The sequence below is a fragment of the Nocardia cyriacigeorgica genome, assembly GCF_005863245.1.
GTDB lineage: Bacteria > Actinomycetota > Actinomycetes > Mycobacteriales > Mycobacteriaceae > Nocardia > Nocardia cyriacigeorgica_C.
In genome coordinates, this window is record NZ_VBUT01000001.1 from 330537 (window position 1) to 344406 (window position 13870).

Below are 13870 nucleotides of genomic sequence, written 5' to 3' on the forward strand. Positions count from 1 at the left end.
CTCACCAGCCGGAATCGGTGACGCCACCGTCCTCATCCGGCTTCGGCACCTCCGCATCGGCGAACTCCGGTGCGGCACTTCCATCCTCGACAGCGGAACGGCTACGAGCGGCAGGTGGTGTGGTCGGGGCACGCTTCGGCGTCGGCAGGTTGCCCGTCAGATCGGGCATGCCTTCGATCAGGTCCGACAGTTTCGGCAGCCGCGCTCGCCGGTCGTCGAGCGGGCTCATCAGCTGCTGGCCTTTGCGCAGCACTTCGGCATTCGCCTTCTGCGCGGCTTCGGTCACTGCGGCGGCGATCTCGGAGTAGCTCAGGTCCTCGATGTTCGGACCGAACTTGGTCTCGATGACGGCGCCATCGGCATTCACCGTGACGGTCACCCTTTTGCGTCGGACCGTGGCGCTGGCAGTGAGCTGCGCGCGTTCTTCCTGGATGCGTGCGATCTCCCGGAACTGTTGCCCGACCTCCTCGATCAGGCCGGCCAGTTCGGCCTTCGCGCGTTCGTTCGCCATAGGTATCAGCGGCTTTCGATCACTCGAAGGTGCCCTCGTTGGCCCGTTCCATCTTCCGCAACGCGACCACCGACTGGGCCTGGCCGCTGCGGAAGTTGTTGAACGAGGTGACCACGTTCTCCATATTGCCGGTGAGGTTTTCGCGCGCGGCGAAGTAGCCTTGCTCGCCGTCGGTGAAGGAGGAGCCGAGTTTGTCGTTGCCCCAAGGGGTTCCGTAGGAGCTGATCGACGACTGGAGCGTGTTGAGGATGCCCTGCACCTTGTCGCGCACCGCGCCGGTCTTCTCGGCGGCTTTCTGGAAATCGTCCGGATCGGCCTTGACCTTGTCGGCGCCCATGCTCGCTCCTCACCACCCGCGCGGTCGCCCGCACTCCGTCAGCTCGTCTGCGACTGTGACAGTCGATCACGAATCCCGAGTTGCGCCGAGTTGAATCGCAGGTGGCGCCGGAGTGGCACGCGAGTACCGCGCGGCGCGAACGGACCTGCCATGATGGCCCGCGTGCGAGTACTGCTGCAACGAGTGACCACGGCCCAAGTGACCGTCGACGGAGAGGTGGTCGGCCGCATCGACCCCGCCGCGCACGGCGCGCCCCACGGCCTGGTGGCGCTGGTCGGCGTCACCCACGACGACACCGAGTCCACCGCCGCCGCGCTGGCGGACAAACTGTGGCGGCTGCGCGTGCTCGACGGCGAACGCAGCGCCGCCGACCTGGACGCGCCGATCCTGGTGGTCAGCCAGTTCACCTTGTACGCCGACACCAAGAAGGGCCGCCGCCCGTCCTGGTCTGCGGCCGCGCCGGGCCCTGTCGCCGAACCGCTGGTGGACCACTTCGCAGAAGCCCTCCGCGCACTCGGCGCCACGGTTGCCACCGGACGATTCGGCGCGCATATGCACATCGAACTGGTCAACGACGGGCCGGTCACCCTCCTGCTGGAAGGCTGAGCCGCGTCATCGATACAGTGACGGCTCACCGGTCAGGGAGGAATCCGAAAATGTCTGAGGGAAAGCAGCTCTGGCAGATCAGAGTCGGCGTGTTCGCCACCCGTGACGAGATGAACGCTCTGATCGATCAGATCGAGCGGCTGCTGTGCCCCGACCCGAACCACGCCCCACCGTGCCCGGTGCCGTGGTCCATCGGGTACGACTCCGAAGACGAGATGGATCGGTCATCGCGCGAGCTGTACGAATCCCTGCGCGAGCAGTACCGCATCGAATCCGGCGAGTGACTACTCCGGTCGCGGGGTGAGGATGCGCGGCCCGTCTTCGGTGACGGCGACGGTGTGCTCCCAGTGCGCGGCGCGGGTTCCGTCCGCCGTCACCACGGTCCAGTCGTCGTCGAGCACCTCGGTGTCGCTGGTGCCGAGGGTCAGCATCGGCTCGATGGCCAGCACCGAACCGACGACCAGCAGCGGGCCCTTGCCGGGCTCGCCTTCATTGGGCAGGAACGGTTCCATGTGCATCTCGCGGCCGATGGCGTGGCCGCCGTAGCCGTCGACGATGCCGTAGCTGCGTCCGTGCGCCTTCTCCGCGGCGCGAGTGCCCAGTTCGATGGCGTGCGAGACGTCGGAGAGGCGGTTGTCGGGCAGCATCGCCTCGATACCGGCCTCCATCGACAGCCGGGTGGCCTCGCTCAGCAGCCGGTCGTCCTCGGAGAGTTCGCCGACGCCGAAGGTCCACGCCGAATCGCCGTGCCAGCCGTCGAGGATGGCGCCGCAGTCGATGGACACCAGGTCGCCCTCGACCAGGATCTCCTCGGCCGACGGGATGCCGTGCACCACTCGATCGTTGACCGAGGCGCAGATCGAGGCCGGGAAACCCTGGTAGCCCTTGAACGACGGCACCGCGCCGGCGTCACGGATGACCTGCTCGGCCACCCGGTCGAGATCGAGCGTCGAGGCGCCCGGCACCGCGGCGGCACGCACGGCGACCAGGGCGCGACCGACGATCGCACCCGCGGCCGCCATCGCGTCCACTTCACCCGCCGTCCGGAACGGCACCACTTTCTTGCGCTTGCGGCCGAAAACCATGGCGCCTCAGTGCTCCATCGTCGAGTGGATGATCAGTGTCCCAGCGCGCGCAGCGCCCGGGCGTTGACCTCGTCGACCTCGCCGACACCGTCGACGGTGACGACCAGGCCGTCGTAGTGCTCGAGCAGCGGCTCGGTCTCCGAGCGGTACACCCGCAGCCGGTTGTCGATGATCTGCTCGTTGTCATCGCCACGACCGCGCGCCAGCATGCGCTCCTTGAGCACTTCCTCGGGCACGACGAAGCAGAGCACCGCGTCCAGCTTCTTGTCCATATCGCCGAGGATCTTCTCCAGGGCGTCGGCCTGGTCGACCGTGCGCGGGTAGCCGTCGAGCACGAAACCGTTGGCCGCGTCCGGCTCGGCCACGCGGGCCTCGACCATCCGGTTGGTCACATCGCTCGGCACCAGATCGCCGGCGTCGATGTACTTCTGCGCCTCGCGACCCAGCGGGGTCTGCTGGCTGATGTTCGCGCGGAACAGGTCCCCCGTGGAGATGTGTGGCACACCGAGCTTTTCCGACAGCAGAACGGCTTGCGTGCCCTTGCCGGCACCCGGCGGTCCGAGCAGTACAACTCTCACTTGAGGAACCCTTCGTAATTTCGATTCATCAGTTGGCTTTCGATCTGCTTCACGGTGTCCAAACCGACGCTCACCATGATCAGCACGGCCGTGCCGCCGAACGGCAGGTTCTGCACCCCACCGGTATTACCGATGTCGAGGAACAGGTTCGGCAGGACGGCTACCGCGCCGAGGTAGATCGAGCCGGGGAGGGTGATGCGACTCAGCACGAAACTGAGATGATCGGCGGTCGGCTTACCGGGGCGGTAGCCGGGAATGAAGCCACCGAACTTCTTCATCTCGTCGGCGCGTTCCTCCGGATTGAAGGTGATCGCGACATAGAAGTAGGTGAAGAACACGATCATGCCGAAGTAGATCGCGATGTAGACCGGGTTGCTCGGATTCACCAGATACTTCTGGATGATCTCCTGCCACCAACTCGGATCAGGATTGTTCTGCGAGCCCGTCAGCTGCGCGATCAGGTTCGGCAGATACAGCAGCGAGGACGCGAAGATCACCGGGATCACACCGGCCTGGTTGACCTTCAACGGCAGATAGGTCGAGGAGCCGCCGTACATCTTGCGGCCGACGACACGCTTGGCGTACTGCACCGGAATCCGGCGCTGACCCTGTTCGACGAAGATCACCGCGACGATGATCGCGAACGCGGCCACACACACCAGGCCGAACACCAGGCCACCGCGGCTGTCCAGGATGGCCTTGCCCTCGGTGGGGATGCGGGCGGCGATACCGGCGAAGATCAGCAGCGACATACCGTTGCCGATACCGCGCTCGGTGATCTGCTCACCGAACCACATGACCAGCGCCGCACCGGCCGTCATGACCAGCACGATGATGATCATGCCGAAGATGCTGGTGTCGGCGAGGATGTCCTGCTGGCAGCCCTGCAACAGCTGGCCACGTGCCGCGAGCGCCACCAGACCGGTGGCCTGGAGCACCGCCAGCGCGATCGACAGATAACGCGTGTACTGCGTCATCTTGGTCTGGCCGGCCTGGCCTTCCTTGCGCAGTTCCTCGAACCGCGGGATGACGACCGTCAGCAGCTGAATGATGATGCTCGCGGTGATGTAGGGCATGATGCCGATCGCGAAGACCGACAACTGCAGCAGCGCACCACCGGAGAACAGGTTGATCAGCTGGTAGATACCGGCGTTCTCACCGCCGGAGACCAGGTCGACGCACTCTTGGACCGCCCGATAATCCACACCGGGCGACGGCAACGCGGCACCGGCACGGTACAGCGCGACCAACCCCAGCGTGAAGAGAATCTTCCGCCGTAAGTCCGGAGTCCGGAAGGCCGATACGAAGGCGGAAAGCACAGATCCTCCTGGCGAACGACATGGTCATGCCATGGAATTTTCAGCGGTGGTCCGGAATCAGAAACCCCGGTCCCTCGACGCCGACCCCATGACGAGTCTTGGCAGACAACACTTGAACTCTAACAGTGGCACCGGACGAGTTCTCACTCGTCCGGTGCCGCTGTGGAATTCCTAACGTCAGCCCAGCTCGGTGACGGTGCCACCGGCCGCGGTGATCTTCTCCTTGGCGGAGCCGGAGAACTTGTCCGCGCTGATCTGGACCGCGACGGAGATCTCTCCCTCGCCGAGAACCTTGACCAACTGGTTCTTGCGGACCGCACCGGCGGCGACGAGCTCGTCCTTGCCGATCTGGCCACCCTGCGGGAACAGCTCGGCGATCGCGCCGACGTTCACGACCTGGTATTCGGTCCGGAACGGGTTGGTGAAGCCCTTGAGCTTGGGCAGCCGCATGTGGATCGGCATCTGCCCGCCCTCGAAGGCGGCCGGGACGTTCTTGCGAGCCTTGGTGCCCTTGGTACCGCGGCCCGCGGTCTTGCCCTTGGAGCCTTCACCGCGACCCACCCGGGTCTTCTCGGTCTTGGCGCCGGGGGCAGGACGCAGGTGATGCAACTTGATGGTCATGTCAGACCTCCTCAACTGTTACGAGGTGGCGCACGACGTTGATCAGCCCACGGTTCTGGGCGTTGTCCTCACGGACCACCGACTTGCGGATGCCCCGCAGACCGAGGGTGCGCAGGCTGTCCCGCTGATTCTGCTTGGCGCCGATCGAACTCTTGATCTGGGTCACCTTGAGATCTGCCATGGTCAGACTCCTTGTCCGGCACGGGCACGCAGCATGCCCGCGGGAGCGACGTCCTCGATGGGCAGACCACGACGGGCCGCGACCTCTTCGGGACGCTGCAGCTGCTTGAGCGCGGCAACGGTCGCGTGCACGACGTTGATCGCGTTGTCGCTACCGAGCGACTTGGCCAGGATGTCGTGGATGCCCGCGCACTCCAGCACGGCGCGCGCGGCGCCACCGGCGATCACACCGGTACCCGGGGAAGCCGGACGCAGCATGACCACACCGGCCGCCGCCTCGCCCTGCACCGGGTGGGTGATGGTGGAGCCGATCATCGGGACGCGGAAGAAGCCCTTGCGCGCTTCCTCGACACCCTTCTGGATGGCCGCGGGAACTTCCTTGGCCTTGCCGTAACCGACACCGACCAGGCCGTTGCCGTCACCGACGATGACCAGGGCGGTGAAGCTGAAGCGACGACCGCCCTTCACGACCTTCGACACGCGGTTGATCGCGACGACGCGCTCGAGCTGGTTCTTCTCGGCGGCCTGGTCGCGACGGTCACCGCCACCGCGACGGTCGCCACCACGGCGGTTGTCGCGGCCGCCCTCGGGGGCGCTTCCGTTCTGTCCGGCGGGTCCGTTTCCGCCGTCACGCCTCTGACGTCCCGGCATCAGACGTTCCTTCCGTTCGCAATCTTGATCATCATCAGAACTTCAACCCACCTTCGCGAGCGGCATCGGCCAGCGCGGCGATGCGGCCGTGGTAGTCGTGACCACCACGGTCGAACACGACGGCCTCGACACCGGCAGCCTTGGCACGCTCGGCGATCAGTTCGCCGACCTTCTTGCCCTTGGCGGTCTTGTCGCCGTCGATCGCGCGCACATCGGCCTCGATGCTGGAGGCCGCGGCGATGGTCTTGCCCTGCGAGTCGTCGACCAGCTGGGCGTGCAGGTGCCGCGAGGAGCGGTGCACGACCAGACGCGGACGCTCGGTGGTGCCGGCGACCTTCTTGCGCAGGCGGAAGTGGCGACGGGTCTTCGACAGCCGACGCCGGGTGGAAACGTCCTTGCCCCGCGGAATGCGCTTGGCCTGCTGATTCTCGGTTTGCGCCATGATCACTTACCCGTCTTTCCGACCTTGCGGCGAACGTTCTCGCCGGCGTAGCGGATGCCCTTGCCCTTGTAGGGCTCCGGCTTCCGGTACTTGCGGATGTTGGCGGCGACCTCGCCGACCAGCTGCTTATCGATACCGGCCACCGAGAACTTGGTGGGCGATTCCACCGCGAAGGTGATGCCCTGCGGGGGCTCGGCAACGACCGGGTGGCTGAAGCCGAGGGCGAATTCGAGGTTCTGGCCCTTGAGCGCGACGCGGTAACCGACGCCTGCGATCTCGAGCTTCTTCTCGTAGCCCTTGGTGACGCCTTCGATCATGTTGGCGACCAGGGTGCGGGTCAGGCCGTGCAGGGCACGGCTGCGGCGCTCGTCGTCGGGACGGGCGACCTGGAGCTGACCGTCGTCACCCTTGGTGACGGTGATCGGCTCGGACACCGTCAGCGACAGCTGGCCCTTGGGGCCCTTCACCGCGACATCCTGGCCGTTGATGGTTACTTCGACGCCGGAGGGGATGGCGATGGGCTGCTTACCAATACGCGACATGTCTCTACCTCCCTTACCAGACGTAGGCGAGGACTTCGCCGCCCACGCCGGCTTTGGCTGCCTGACGGTCGGTCAGGAGGCCGGTGGACGTGGAGATGATCGCCACACCGAGGCCGCCGAGGACCTTGGGCAGGTTGGTGGACTTCGCGTACACACGCAGACCCGGCTTCGAGACGCGGCGCAGACCCTGCAGGCTGCGCTCACGGCTGGGGCCGTACTTCAGATCGACGACGAGGTTCTTGCCAACGGCGGCGTCTTCGGTGCGGTAATCGGCGATGTAACCCTCGCGCTTCAGGATCTCGGCGATGTTCGCCTTGAGCTTGGAGTGCGGAGCCTTCACCTGATCGTGGTACGCCGAGTTGGCGTTGCGCAGACGTGTCAGGAAGTCTGCGATCGGATCAGTCATGGTCATGGTTCGACCTCGACACCTTTCTCGCTGCGGTTCCCATACAGCACCCGCACCCCTTTCGGGACACAGATCGTGGGCCTACAGCAATTCGGCTGGTCCGGTCGACCCTTGCCGACCGGATGAGTTCGCATCGCCCGGACCACCCACACGCAGACCGCATGCGGGCACAGAGGTGCCCAGGCAACCGGTCTAGTGTAGATGGGGGCCTGGTCAGGACCAAATCGGGGGCTGTTGCCGGACACCGCGTACGCGCTATCCGCCACAGGCGCGACCGCGGACCCGCCCCACATGTATAAGTGGGCCTACATCGACGCTTTGGCCAGCCATATATGCATATCCTGCGCATATGGACGCCGATCGGTCGCACAGGCCGAGATCGCATGACGCGCACAGCGCTGACCACGCTCGCCTCTCCGCCATGAGGATACGGCGTCGCGCTGAGCCACTATTGCTGCGCAGATTCGCAAGCGGGGATCCGACTCTGGCCGACCGGGTCGACGAGATTCTGATCGAAGGTGGCGGACATGACACGGCGCAGTAGAGCTGCGCGGCGTCGAAGGTCCTGCACCGAATCACTCGGGCGATGCCTCGTCGCCGAGCAGGTGCCGCAGCCATCCTTCGATGCTTCCGCCCACGTTATCCAGCGGAAACGCACTCCGTGCCGGTTTATCATTGGCCCATGTCGAGTCCGCGGATTCAGCGCCCTGACCTCCCCGAGTACATGACCTGGGAGGAGCTCGAGCAGCTCCCTGAAGAGATCGCCGGGCAGATCGAGCTGTGGGACGGACGCGTAGTGTGGCTACGCCGTGGCCCGGCCGAACACCAGGAATTCACGAACCTGATGTGGAGCAGCCTGCGCCGGTGTGCTCGAGAAGCAATGGGCACTGACCCGGAAAAGTGCTGGAGGGTCCACACGGAGACGAACATTTTCTTCGGTCGATCCGGAAAGTCGGATTTCGTGACGCCAGACTTTCTGGTGCAGCGCTGCCTGCCCGAGCCGTACCAAGATCTCCGCGCAGGCGATGTGCTGCTGGTCGGCGAGGTTCTTTCGCCGTCGAACAGCCAAACCGACATGGAAGCCAAGAAGGCCCGCTACGCGAAGGCCGGCATCCCGTGGTACTGGGAGGTGACACTCGAACGCGAGAAGAGTGCCATCGCCATGGTGCATGCCTACGCGCTCGAATCCACCCACGGAAAACTTCCGGAGGGCGTTCGCCCACTGCATCCGGCGAACTATCTCCTCACCGGGAGTTGGTCGCCGAAGGATTCCGACGCCATCGACGCCGAGCACCCGTTCCCGATCCACATCCCGTGGTCCGAGCTCGAATTCTGAGCACCGCGACGGCACAGCGCAGCGAGGTCCGCGCCACTCGAGGTTTTCCCCGCACCCGCCCGGTCAACAAGTAGGCAGCGGCCGTCGGGCCGGGACGGCGGGCATCCGCATGAGGGCAGACATCTCCCGGACACCAATCGCGCTGAATGGCGCAGGCGAGGAGGAATAGGTGCGATCGATCAAGACCGGCATCGCCGCTGTGGCACTGGCGGCCGCGACCGTGGCCGTGGCGGGGCCGGCGCAGGCGGATGAACCGCTGCCCGGTGCGCCGGAGGAGCGGATCACGATCGATATCAACCTGCTGGGGTGCTCGATCGGTGCCGGGCTCGGGGTGGACCTGCTGCTGGCGCTGACCACCGGGCAGGGGTCGAATACGACCATCGGGTCCGGGCTGGCGACGCGTTTGAAGATGGCGGGCTGCCTGCCCTGGTGACCCTGCAATAACGAGCGAGGGCACGGACTCCAGCGGAGTCCGTGCCCTCGTTCAGTTCTCGCCTAGGCGAATGCGCTCAGCACGAGCTCACCAGGAGCTCTTGTGCACGCCGGGCAGCTCGCCGCGGTGCGCCATTTCGCGCAGGCACACGCGGCACAGGCCGAACTTGCGGTAGACGGCGTGCGGGCGGCCGCAGCGCTGGCAGCGGGTGTAGGCCCGGACGGCGAACTTCGGCTTGCGGTTGGCCTTGTTGACCAGAGCTTTCTTAGCCATGTGCTCAGTTCTCCTTGAACGGGAAGCCGAGGTGCTTGAGCAGGGCACGGCCTTCTTCGTTGTTGGTCGCAGTGGTCACGACGGTGATGTCCATACCGCGCGGACGGTCGATGGAGTCCACATCGATCTCGTGGAACATCGACTGCTCGCTCAGACCGAAGGTGTAGTTGCCGTTGCCGTCGAACTGCTTCGGCGACAGACCACGGAAGTCGCGGATACGCGGCAGCGCGATGGAGACCAGGCGGTCCAGGAACTCCCACATCCGGTCGCCACGCAGGGTGACCTTGGCGCCGATCGGCATGCCCTCACGCAGCTTGAACTGCGCGATGGACTTGGTCGCCTTGCGGATCTCCGGCTTCTGACCGGTGATCAGGGCCAGGTCGTTGACGGCGCCGTTGATGAGCTTGGCGTCGCGCGCGGCGTCACCGACACCCATGTTGACGACGACCTTCACCACGCCCGGGATCTGCATCACGTTGGCGTAGTTGAATTCCTTGTTCAGCGCGTCCTTGATTTCCTCGCGGTAGCGCTGCTTCAGCCGAGGCTGCACGTTTTCAGTCGTGGTCATGTCAGATGTCCTTCCCGTTGTTACGGGAGATCCGAACCCGCTTGCCGGTCTCTTCGTCGGTCCGGTAGCCCACGCGGGTCGGCTTGCCATCGGAGTCGACGACCATCACGTTGGACACGTGGATCGGGGCTTCCTGGGTCACGATGCCGCCCGAGGAGGCGCCGCGCTGGTTGGCGGAGTTCGCGACGTGCTTCTTGATCCGGTTCACGCCCTCGACGAGGACCTTGTTGGTCGCCGGGTAGGCCTGGATGACCTTGCCCTTGGCGCCCTTGTCCTTACCCGAGATGACGAGCACGGTGTCGCCCTTGTGCACCTTCATGTCAGAGCACCTCCGGAGCCAGCGAGACGATCTTCATGAACTTCTTGTCACGCAGCTCGCGGCCGACCGGGCCGAAGATGCGGGTGCCGCGCGGATCGTTGTCCGCCTTGATGAGCACGGCGGCGTTCTCGTCGAAACGGATGTAGGAACCATCCGGACGACGGCGCTCCTTGGTGGTGCGCACGACGACGGCCTTGACGACGTCACCCCGCTTGACGTTGCCGCCGGGGATGGCGTCCTTCACGGTGGCGACGATGACATCGCCGATACCGGCATAGCGACGCGACGAACCACCGAGAACGCGGATGCAAAGGATTTCCTTCGCTCCCGTGTTGTCGGCGACGCGCAGTCGCGACTCCTGCTGAATCACTTCAGCCTCCTTGACCTGGACGTAAAAGCACGCCGGATTTCCGACCCGACGGGCATGGTCGCGTTGCCACCCGAACGCGCGCCTGCCAGCGGTTTCTTCGATCCAGATGGACCAACCACTGGGGGTTCACGGCCGGATTGCGGGCACAGCTGCCGCAGGCAACCGGTCTAGTGTAGGTGAACGCGCAGGTCACCCCCAAATCGGGGGCGGGCAGCGGGCAGCGGGCACGGTTCGGCGCTGCCACATCCTCCCATCCGGCGTCGACCGGGCCAACCGGGCTCGGCGCCGGTAGCCTCGTGCGGGCCGGCTCACATCGGTGACGAGATGAGCCCGCGCGCATTGTCTGATCGGGGAGAGGAAGCTTTGTGACATCGTCGGGTCGTCCGTTTTTGTTGGACCGCCGCGCGTTCTTGGTAGCCCTGGGGGTGGTGCCTGCGGCGGCGCTGCTGGCGTCCTGCTCTGAGGACGAGGCGGCGCAGCCGTTGAAGCAGGTCGATATGACCGGCTCCGATCCGGCGATCCGGCCGCAGGACGATCTGTACCGGCACGTCAACGGCAAGTGGCTGCGCGAATACCAGCTGCCGCCGGACAAGGTCGCCTACGGCGCGATCAGTGAGGCCAACGATCGCACCGAGCAGCAGTTGCGCGAGATCATCGAGTCCATTTCCGATCCGGAGCCGGGTTCGGAGGCGCAGCAGATCCGCGATCTGTACGACGCGCGGATGAACCTCGACGAGATCGAGCAGCTCGGGCTCACCCCACTGGAGCCGATGTTCGCCGAGATCGACGGCGCGAAGACCAAGGCGGAGCTGGCCGCGGTGATGGGTGCGTTGCCGATCGGCGGGCTGATCGGGCTCGGCATCAGCATCGACCGGAAGAACTCCGACGCCTATATCCCCTCGATCGGCCAGTCCGGCCTCGGGTTGAGCGAGCAGTACTACCGCAAGCCGGAGTACGCCGAGCAGCTGGCCGGATACCGGACCTTCAACGAACGGCTCGCCGCGGCGGCCGGCCTGCGCGACCCCGCGGGCCTGGCGCAGCGCAACCTCGACCTGGAAACCAGGATCGCCGCGGGCCACTGGGACAACGTGCGCAACCGCGACACCGACGCCACCTACAACCGGATGAGCTGGGACGCCACCAAGGCTCTCGCCCCGGAATTCGACTGGGATCCGTGGCTGGAGTCGTCCACCCTCGGGCGCCCGAAGGAACACTTCGCCGAGATCGTGGTGAACCAGCCGTCCTTCGTCACCGAGGCGGGCAAGATCTGGGCCGAGACCGATATCGCGATGTGGCGCGATTATCTGAAGCTCACCCTGCTGCGCCAGTACGCGCGGTTCCTGCCCACGCCGTTCGCCGACGCCAATTTCGATTTCAACGGCCGGTTGATGGCGGGATTGCAGCAGCGGCCCGAATTGTGGAAGTCCGCGGTGGGTACGGTGGACTCGAATCTGGGCGAACAGCTCGGAAAGCTGTACGTGGACAAGCATTTCCCGCCCGAGGCCAAAGAGCGCGCCATGGAAATGGTCGACGATCTGTTCGCCGCCTACCGGGAGAACTTCACCAACTCCACCTGGATGTCGCCGGAGACCAGGAAAGCGTCGATCGAGAAGCTGGACAAGATCAAGACCAAGATCGGGTATCCGGACAAGTGGGTGGACTATTCCGGGCTGAAGATCACCAGGGGCAAGCTCATCGAATCCCTGCGTGCGGTCAACGATTTCGAGGTCAAGCGCTCGCTCGACCGGCTGGGCACCAAGGTCGACGATTCCGAATGGGCGATGTCGCCGCAGACGGTGAACGCCTACTACATGGCCTCCACCAATGAGATCGCCTTCCCCGCCGCCTATTTGCAGCCGCCGTTCTTCGACAAGGACGCCGAGGCCGCGGTGAACTACGGCGCTGTCGGCGCGACCATCGGCCACGAAATCGGGCACGGCTTCGACGATCAGGGCTCGAAGTTCGACGGTGACGGCAACCGCCGCGATTGGTGGACCGAAGCCGACCGCGCCGCCTTCGACGCCAAGACCAAGCAGCTGATCGAGCAGTACAACGTGCTCGTCCCCGAGGGCCTCGATCCCGAACAGCACGTCAACGGTGAACTCACCGTCGGCGAAAACCTGGCCGACCTGCGCGGACTGCTGATCGCACTGGCCGCGTACCGGATCGCCGAAAAGCGCCGTGGCGTGGACAATCCGGACTATCGCACGATGTTCCTGTCCTGGGCGCGCGGCTGGCGCGACAAGCAGACCCGCGAGGTGACCGAGCGGCTGCTCGCCACCGACACCCACTCCCCGAACGAGTTCCGCTGCAATCAAGTGGTGCGCAATCTCGAGGAGTTCTACACGACGTTCGGGGTGAAGGAAGGCGACAAGCTGTTCCTGCCGAAGGAGCAGCGCGTCAGCTTGTGAATGCCGGGAGCTCCCAACGATCAGCGTTGAGAGTTCTCCGGCCACATAACAGCAACGTCTCGGCCGATCCGCTTGGCGTAGGCGACTGCGTCAGCGGTGCCACCGCGACCGTCTGGCGGGCTTCCATCCCACACCGCGACGAGGAGGTCACTGCGGTTGATGAGTTCCTTGCTGGCCGCAAAATACGACTCCGGACCGGAGGCGAGGAAGGGGAGTTCGTGTACGGCTCGCGCATTCGCGATGAAGCCGTCGACGCGTCTGCGGTCTGCAGGTTCGCGGATTCCTGAGATGTAATCCGCTGCTGGAATCACCGCCTCGATGGCGCCGCCCAGTTCGAGGACGATCTGGGCAAAGATCTGGTCCGCGCCGCGGGCCAGGCAGGTGATGCCAACGAGTCCGCTGCTCGCGTATGGCCTCAGGACGACACGGAGCTCATCGGCTACAAGCATCTGAGTCGCTGCGGTGAGGTTCGAGTGACCGGTTATCCCGATGGTCGTCATTGCGGCTCTCTCACTGTCGGCGATAGTCTTGCCGCTTACTTTCTACGCTGTCATCGCAAAGGTGGATCATCGTGGAGTTCTCGGGGTTGACTACGGGCGAGCGTATCCGTCGCCGGCGCGAGGCGCGTGGGATGAGTCGTGCCGTGGTGGCGGGGTTGGTCGGGCGCAGCACGGACTGGCTCAAGAAGATCGAGCGAGATGAACGTCAGCTGCGGTCGCTACCTTTGCTGCTCCAACTGGCCTCTGTTCTCGGCGTATCGGATCTATCCGAACTCACTGGTCAGGGTCCGCTACCTGTGTCGGCATGGGCGCGGGTCGGGCACCCCGTGGTCCCAGAGATCCGTCGAGCCATGCACGAGGTCTCCTTCGGTGCTGTGGCCTC

21 protein-coding genes and 1 pseudogene are annotated in these 13870 nt (G+C 65.2%); 6 read left to right on the forward strand and 16 right to left on the reverse strand.

Features of this window, described 5'->3' with window-relative positions; genetic code table 11:
- Position 1 precedes the first annotated feature (1 nt).
- Positions 2–511, reverse strand: coding sequence for a YbaB/EbfC family nucleoid-associated protein (locus tag FEK34_RS01465; protein WP_138446063.1), 510 nt, complete (start codon positions 509–511; stop codon positions 2–4).
- Between the two features lie 19 nt (positions 512–530).
- Positions 531–848, reverse strand: coding sequence for a WXG100 family type VII secretion target (locus tag FEK34_RS01470; protein WP_138446064.1), 318 nt, complete (start codon positions 846–848; stop codon positions 531–533).
- 162 nt (positions 849–1010) lie between these two features.
- On the opposite strand from FEK34_RS01470, the gene dtd reads away from it, so the two are divergent.
- Together dtd and FEK34_RS01480 are read left to right on the forward strand one after the other, a co-directional pair.
- Positions 1011–1454 (forward strand): D-aminoacyl-tRNA deacylase, encoded by a 444-nt coding sequence (gene dtd / locus FEK34_RS01475; RefSeq protein ID WP_138446065.1) that lies wholly within the window; start codon positions 1011–1013, stop codon positions 1452–1454.
- A 50-nt stretch (positions 1455–1504) separates the two neighbouring features.
- Positions 1505–1738 carry an SPOR domain-containing protein gene (locus tag FEK34_RS01480; RefSeq protein WP_138446066.1) on the forward strand — a complete coding sequence of 78 codons (234 nt, stop codon included), beginning with the start codon at positions 1505–1507 and terminating at the stop codon, positions 1736–1738.
- Here the strand turns inward: FEK34_RS01480 and map are convergent, their stop codons facing one another.
- The 9 genes from map to rpsH all read right to left on the reverse strand — a co-directional run bounded on the left by map (position 1739) and on the right by rpsH (position 7284).
- Complete coding sequence (gene map, locus FEK34_RS01485) at positions 1739–2539, reverse strand: type I methionyl aminopeptidase (protein ID WP_138446067.1); 801 nt, start codon at positions 2537–2539, stop codon at positions 1739–1741. It abuts the gene before it with no gap.
- 32 nt (positions 2540–2571) lie between these two features.
- Positions 2572–3117 (reverse strand): adenylate kinase, encoded by a 546-nt coding sequence (locus tag FEK34_RS01490; RefSeq protein WP_036533254.1) that lies wholly within the window; start codon positions 3115–3117, stop codon positions 2572–2574.
- Entirely contained in the window at positions 3114–4436 is a 1323-nt protein-coding gene (gene secY / locus FEK34_RS01495) for a preprotein translocase subunit SecY (protein ID WP_036533252.1), read from the reverse strand. The genes FEK34_RS01490 and secY overlap by 4 nt, the downstream gene beginning before the upstream one ends.
- Before the next feature lie 177 nt (positions 4437–4613).
- A complete protein-coding gene (gene rplO, locus FEK34_RS01500) occupies positions 4614–5057 on the reverse strand; it encodes a 50S ribosomal protein L15 (protein ID WP_036533250.1) in 444 nt (147 codons plus the stop codon).
- 1 nt (position 5058) lies between these two features.
- Positions 5059–5238 (reverse strand): 50S ribosomal protein L30, encoded by a 180-nt coding sequence (gene rpmD / locus FEK34_RS01505; RefSeq protein ID WP_014349110.1) that lies wholly within the window; start codon positions 5236–5238, stop codon positions 5059–5061.
- A 2-nt stretch (positions 5239–5240) separates the two neighbouring features.
- A complete protein-coding gene (rpsE, locus tag FEK34_RS01510; RefSeq protein WP_138446068.1) occupies positions 5241–5888 on the reverse strand; it encodes a 30S ribosomal protein S5 in 648 nt (215 codons plus the stop codon).
- A gap of 34 nt (positions 5889–5922) precedes the next feature.
- On the reverse strand, positions 5923–6330 hold the full coding sequence (gene rplR, locus FEK34_RS01515) for a 50S ribosomal protein L18 (protein ID WP_138446069.1): 408 nt from the start codon (positions 6328–6330) through the stop codon (positions 5923–5925).
- A 2-nt stretch (positions 6331–6332) separates the two neighbouring features.
- Positions 6333–6872 carry a 50S ribosomal protein L6 gene (rplF, locus tag FEK34_RS01520; protein ID WP_036533248.1) on the reverse strand — a complete coding sequence of 180 codons (540 nt, stop codon included), beginning with the start codon at positions 6870–6872 and terminating at the stop codon, positions 6333–6335.
- 13 nt (positions 6873–6885) lie between these two features.
- Positions 6886–7284, reverse strand: a complete 399-nt coding sequence (gene rpsH, locus FEK34_RS01525) for a 30S ribosomal protein S8 (RefSeq protein ID WP_014349106.1) — start codon at positions 7282–7284, stop codon at positions 6886–6888.
- A 676-nt stretch (positions 7285–7960) separates the two neighbouring features.
- Between rpsH and FEK34_RS01530 the strand changes: the two genes are divergently transcribed.
- Both FEK34_RS01530 and FEK34_RS01535 read left to right on the forward strand, forming a co-directional pair.
- On the forward strand, positions 7961–8614 hold the full coding sequence (locus FEK34_RS01530; protein WP_249358739.1) for a Uma2 family endonuclease: 654 nt from the start codon (positions 7961–7963) through the stop codon (positions 8612–8614).
- A gap of 169 nt (positions 8615–8783) precedes the next feature.
- A complete protein-coding gene (locus tag FEK34_RS01535; RefSeq protein WP_138446070.1) occupies positions 8784–9047 on the forward strand; it encodes a hypothetical protein in 264 nt (87 codons plus the stop codon).
- 87 nt (positions 9048–9134) lie between these two features.
- Here the strand turns inward: FEK34_RS01535 and FEK34_RS01540 are convergent, their stop codons facing one another.
- From FEK34_RS01540 to rplN, 4 genes are read right to left on the reverse strand one after another with little or no spacing between them, the layout of a single operon-like run.
- Entirely contained in the window at positions 9135–9320 is a 186-nt protein-coding gene (locus FEK34_RS01540) for a type Z 30S ribosomal protein S14 (protein WP_014349101.1), read from the reverse strand.
- A gap of 4 nt (positions 9321–9324) precedes the next feature.
- Positions 9325–9888 (reverse strand): 50S ribosomal protein L5, encoded by a 564-nt coding sequence (gene rplE / locus FEK34_RS01545; RefSeq protein ID WP_036533246.1) that lies wholly within the window; start codon positions 9886–9888, stop codon positions 9325–9327.
- A 1-nt stretch (position 9889) separates the two neighbouring features.
- Positions 9890–10207 (reverse strand): 50S ribosomal protein L24, encoded by a 318-nt coding sequence (rplX, locus tag FEK34_RS01550; protein WP_014349099.1) that lies wholly within the window; start codon positions 10205–10207, stop codon positions 9890–9892.
- A 1-nt stretch (position 10208) separates the two neighbouring features.
- Positions 10209–10577, reverse strand: coding sequence for a 50S ribosomal protein L14 (rplN, locus tag FEK34_RS01555; RefSeq protein WP_014349098.1), 369 nt, complete (start codon positions 10575–10577; stop codon positions 10209–10211).
- Between the two features lie 365 nt (positions 10578–10942).
- On the opposite strand from rplN, the gene FEK34_RS01560 reads away from it, so the two are divergent.
- Entirely contained in the window at positions 10943–12988 is a 2046-nt protein-coding gene (locus FEK34_RS01560; RefSeq protein WP_249358740.1) for a M13 family metallopeptidase, read from the forward strand.
- Positions 12989–13008: 20 nt separating this feature from the next.
- Here the strand turns inward: FEK34_RS01560 and FEK34_RS01565 are convergent, their stop codons facing one another.
- Positions 13009–13488 carry a hypothetical protein gene (locus FEK34_RS01565; protein ID WP_138446071.1) on the reverse strand — a complete coding sequence of 160 codons (480 nt, stop codon included), beginning with the start codon at positions 13486–13488 and terminating at the stop codon, positions 13009–13011.
- Between the two features lie 71 nt (positions 13489–13559).
- Between FEK34_RS01565 and FEK34_RS31335 the strand changes: the two are divergent.
- A pseudogene (locus FEK34_RS31335) lies at positions 13560–13739 on the forward strand (helix-turn-helix domain-containing protein); the annotation flags it as partial.
- Positions 13740–13870 lie beyond the last annotated feature (131 nt).

Excerpts from the sequence above, each read along its gene's own strand:
- FEK34_RS01480 (WP_138446066.1), top strand. The coding sequence starts at position 1,505 with ATGTCTGAGGGAAAGCAGCTCTGGCAGATCAGAGTCGGCGTGTTCGCC.
- FEK34_RS01470 (WP_138446064.1), bottom strand. The coding sequence starts at position 848 with ATGGGCGCCGACAAGGTCAAGGCCGATCCGGACGATTTCCAGAAAGCC.
- rplX (WP_014349099.1), bottom strand. The coding sequence starts at position 10,207 with ATGAAGGTGCACAAGGGCGACACCGTGCTCGTCATCTCGGGTAAGGAC.
- rpmD (WP_014349110.1), bottom strand. The coding sequence starts at position 5,238 with ATGGCAGATCTCAAGGTGACCCAGATCAAGAGTTCGATCGGCGCCAAG.
- FEK34_RS01465 (WP_138446063.1), bottom strand. The coding sequence starts at position 511 with ATGGCGAACGAACGCGCGAAGGCCGAACTGGCCGGCCTGATCGAGGAG.
- map (WP_138446067.1), bottom strand. The coding sequence starts at position 2,539 with ATGGTTTTCGGCCGCAAGCGCAAGAAAGTGGTGCCGTTCCGGACGGCG.
- rplE (WP_036533246.1), bottom strand. The coding sequence starts at position 9,888 with ATGACCACGACTGAAAACGTGCAGCCTCGGCTGAAGCAGCGCTACCGC.
- rplO (WP_036533250.1), bottom strand. The coding sequence starts at position 5,057 with ATGACCATCAAGTTGCATCACCTGCGTCCTGCCCCCGGCGCCAAGACC.
- FEK34_RS01540 (WP_014349101.1), bottom strand. The coding sequence starts at position 9,320 with ATGGCTAAGAAAGCTCTGGTCAACAAGGCCAACCGCAAGCCGAAGTTC.
- rpsH (WP_014349106.1), bottom strand. The coding sequence starts at position 7,284 with ATGACCATGACTGATCCGATCGCAGACTTCCTGACACGTCTGCGCAAC.
- rpsE (WP_138446068.1), bottom strand. The coding sequence starts at position 5,888 with ATGCCGGGACGTCAGAGGCGTGACGGCGGAAACGGACCCGCCGGACAG.
- rplF (WP_036533248.1), bottom strand. The coding sequence starts at position 6,872 with ATGTCGCGTATTGGTAAGCAGCCCATCGCCATCCCCTCCGGCGTCGAA.
- FEK34_RS01565 (WP_138446071.1), bottom strand. The coding sequence starts at position 13,488 with ATGACGACCATCGGGATAACCGGTCACTCGAACCTCACCGCAGCGACT.
- rplR (WP_138446069.1), bottom strand. The coding sequence starts at position 6,330 with ATGGCGCAAACCGAGAATCAGCAGGCCAAGCGCATTCCGCGGGGCAAG.
- FEK34_RS01530 (WP_249358739.1), top strand. The coding sequence starts at position 7,961 with ATGTCGAGTCCGCGGATTCAGCGCCCTGACCTCCCCGAGTACATGACC.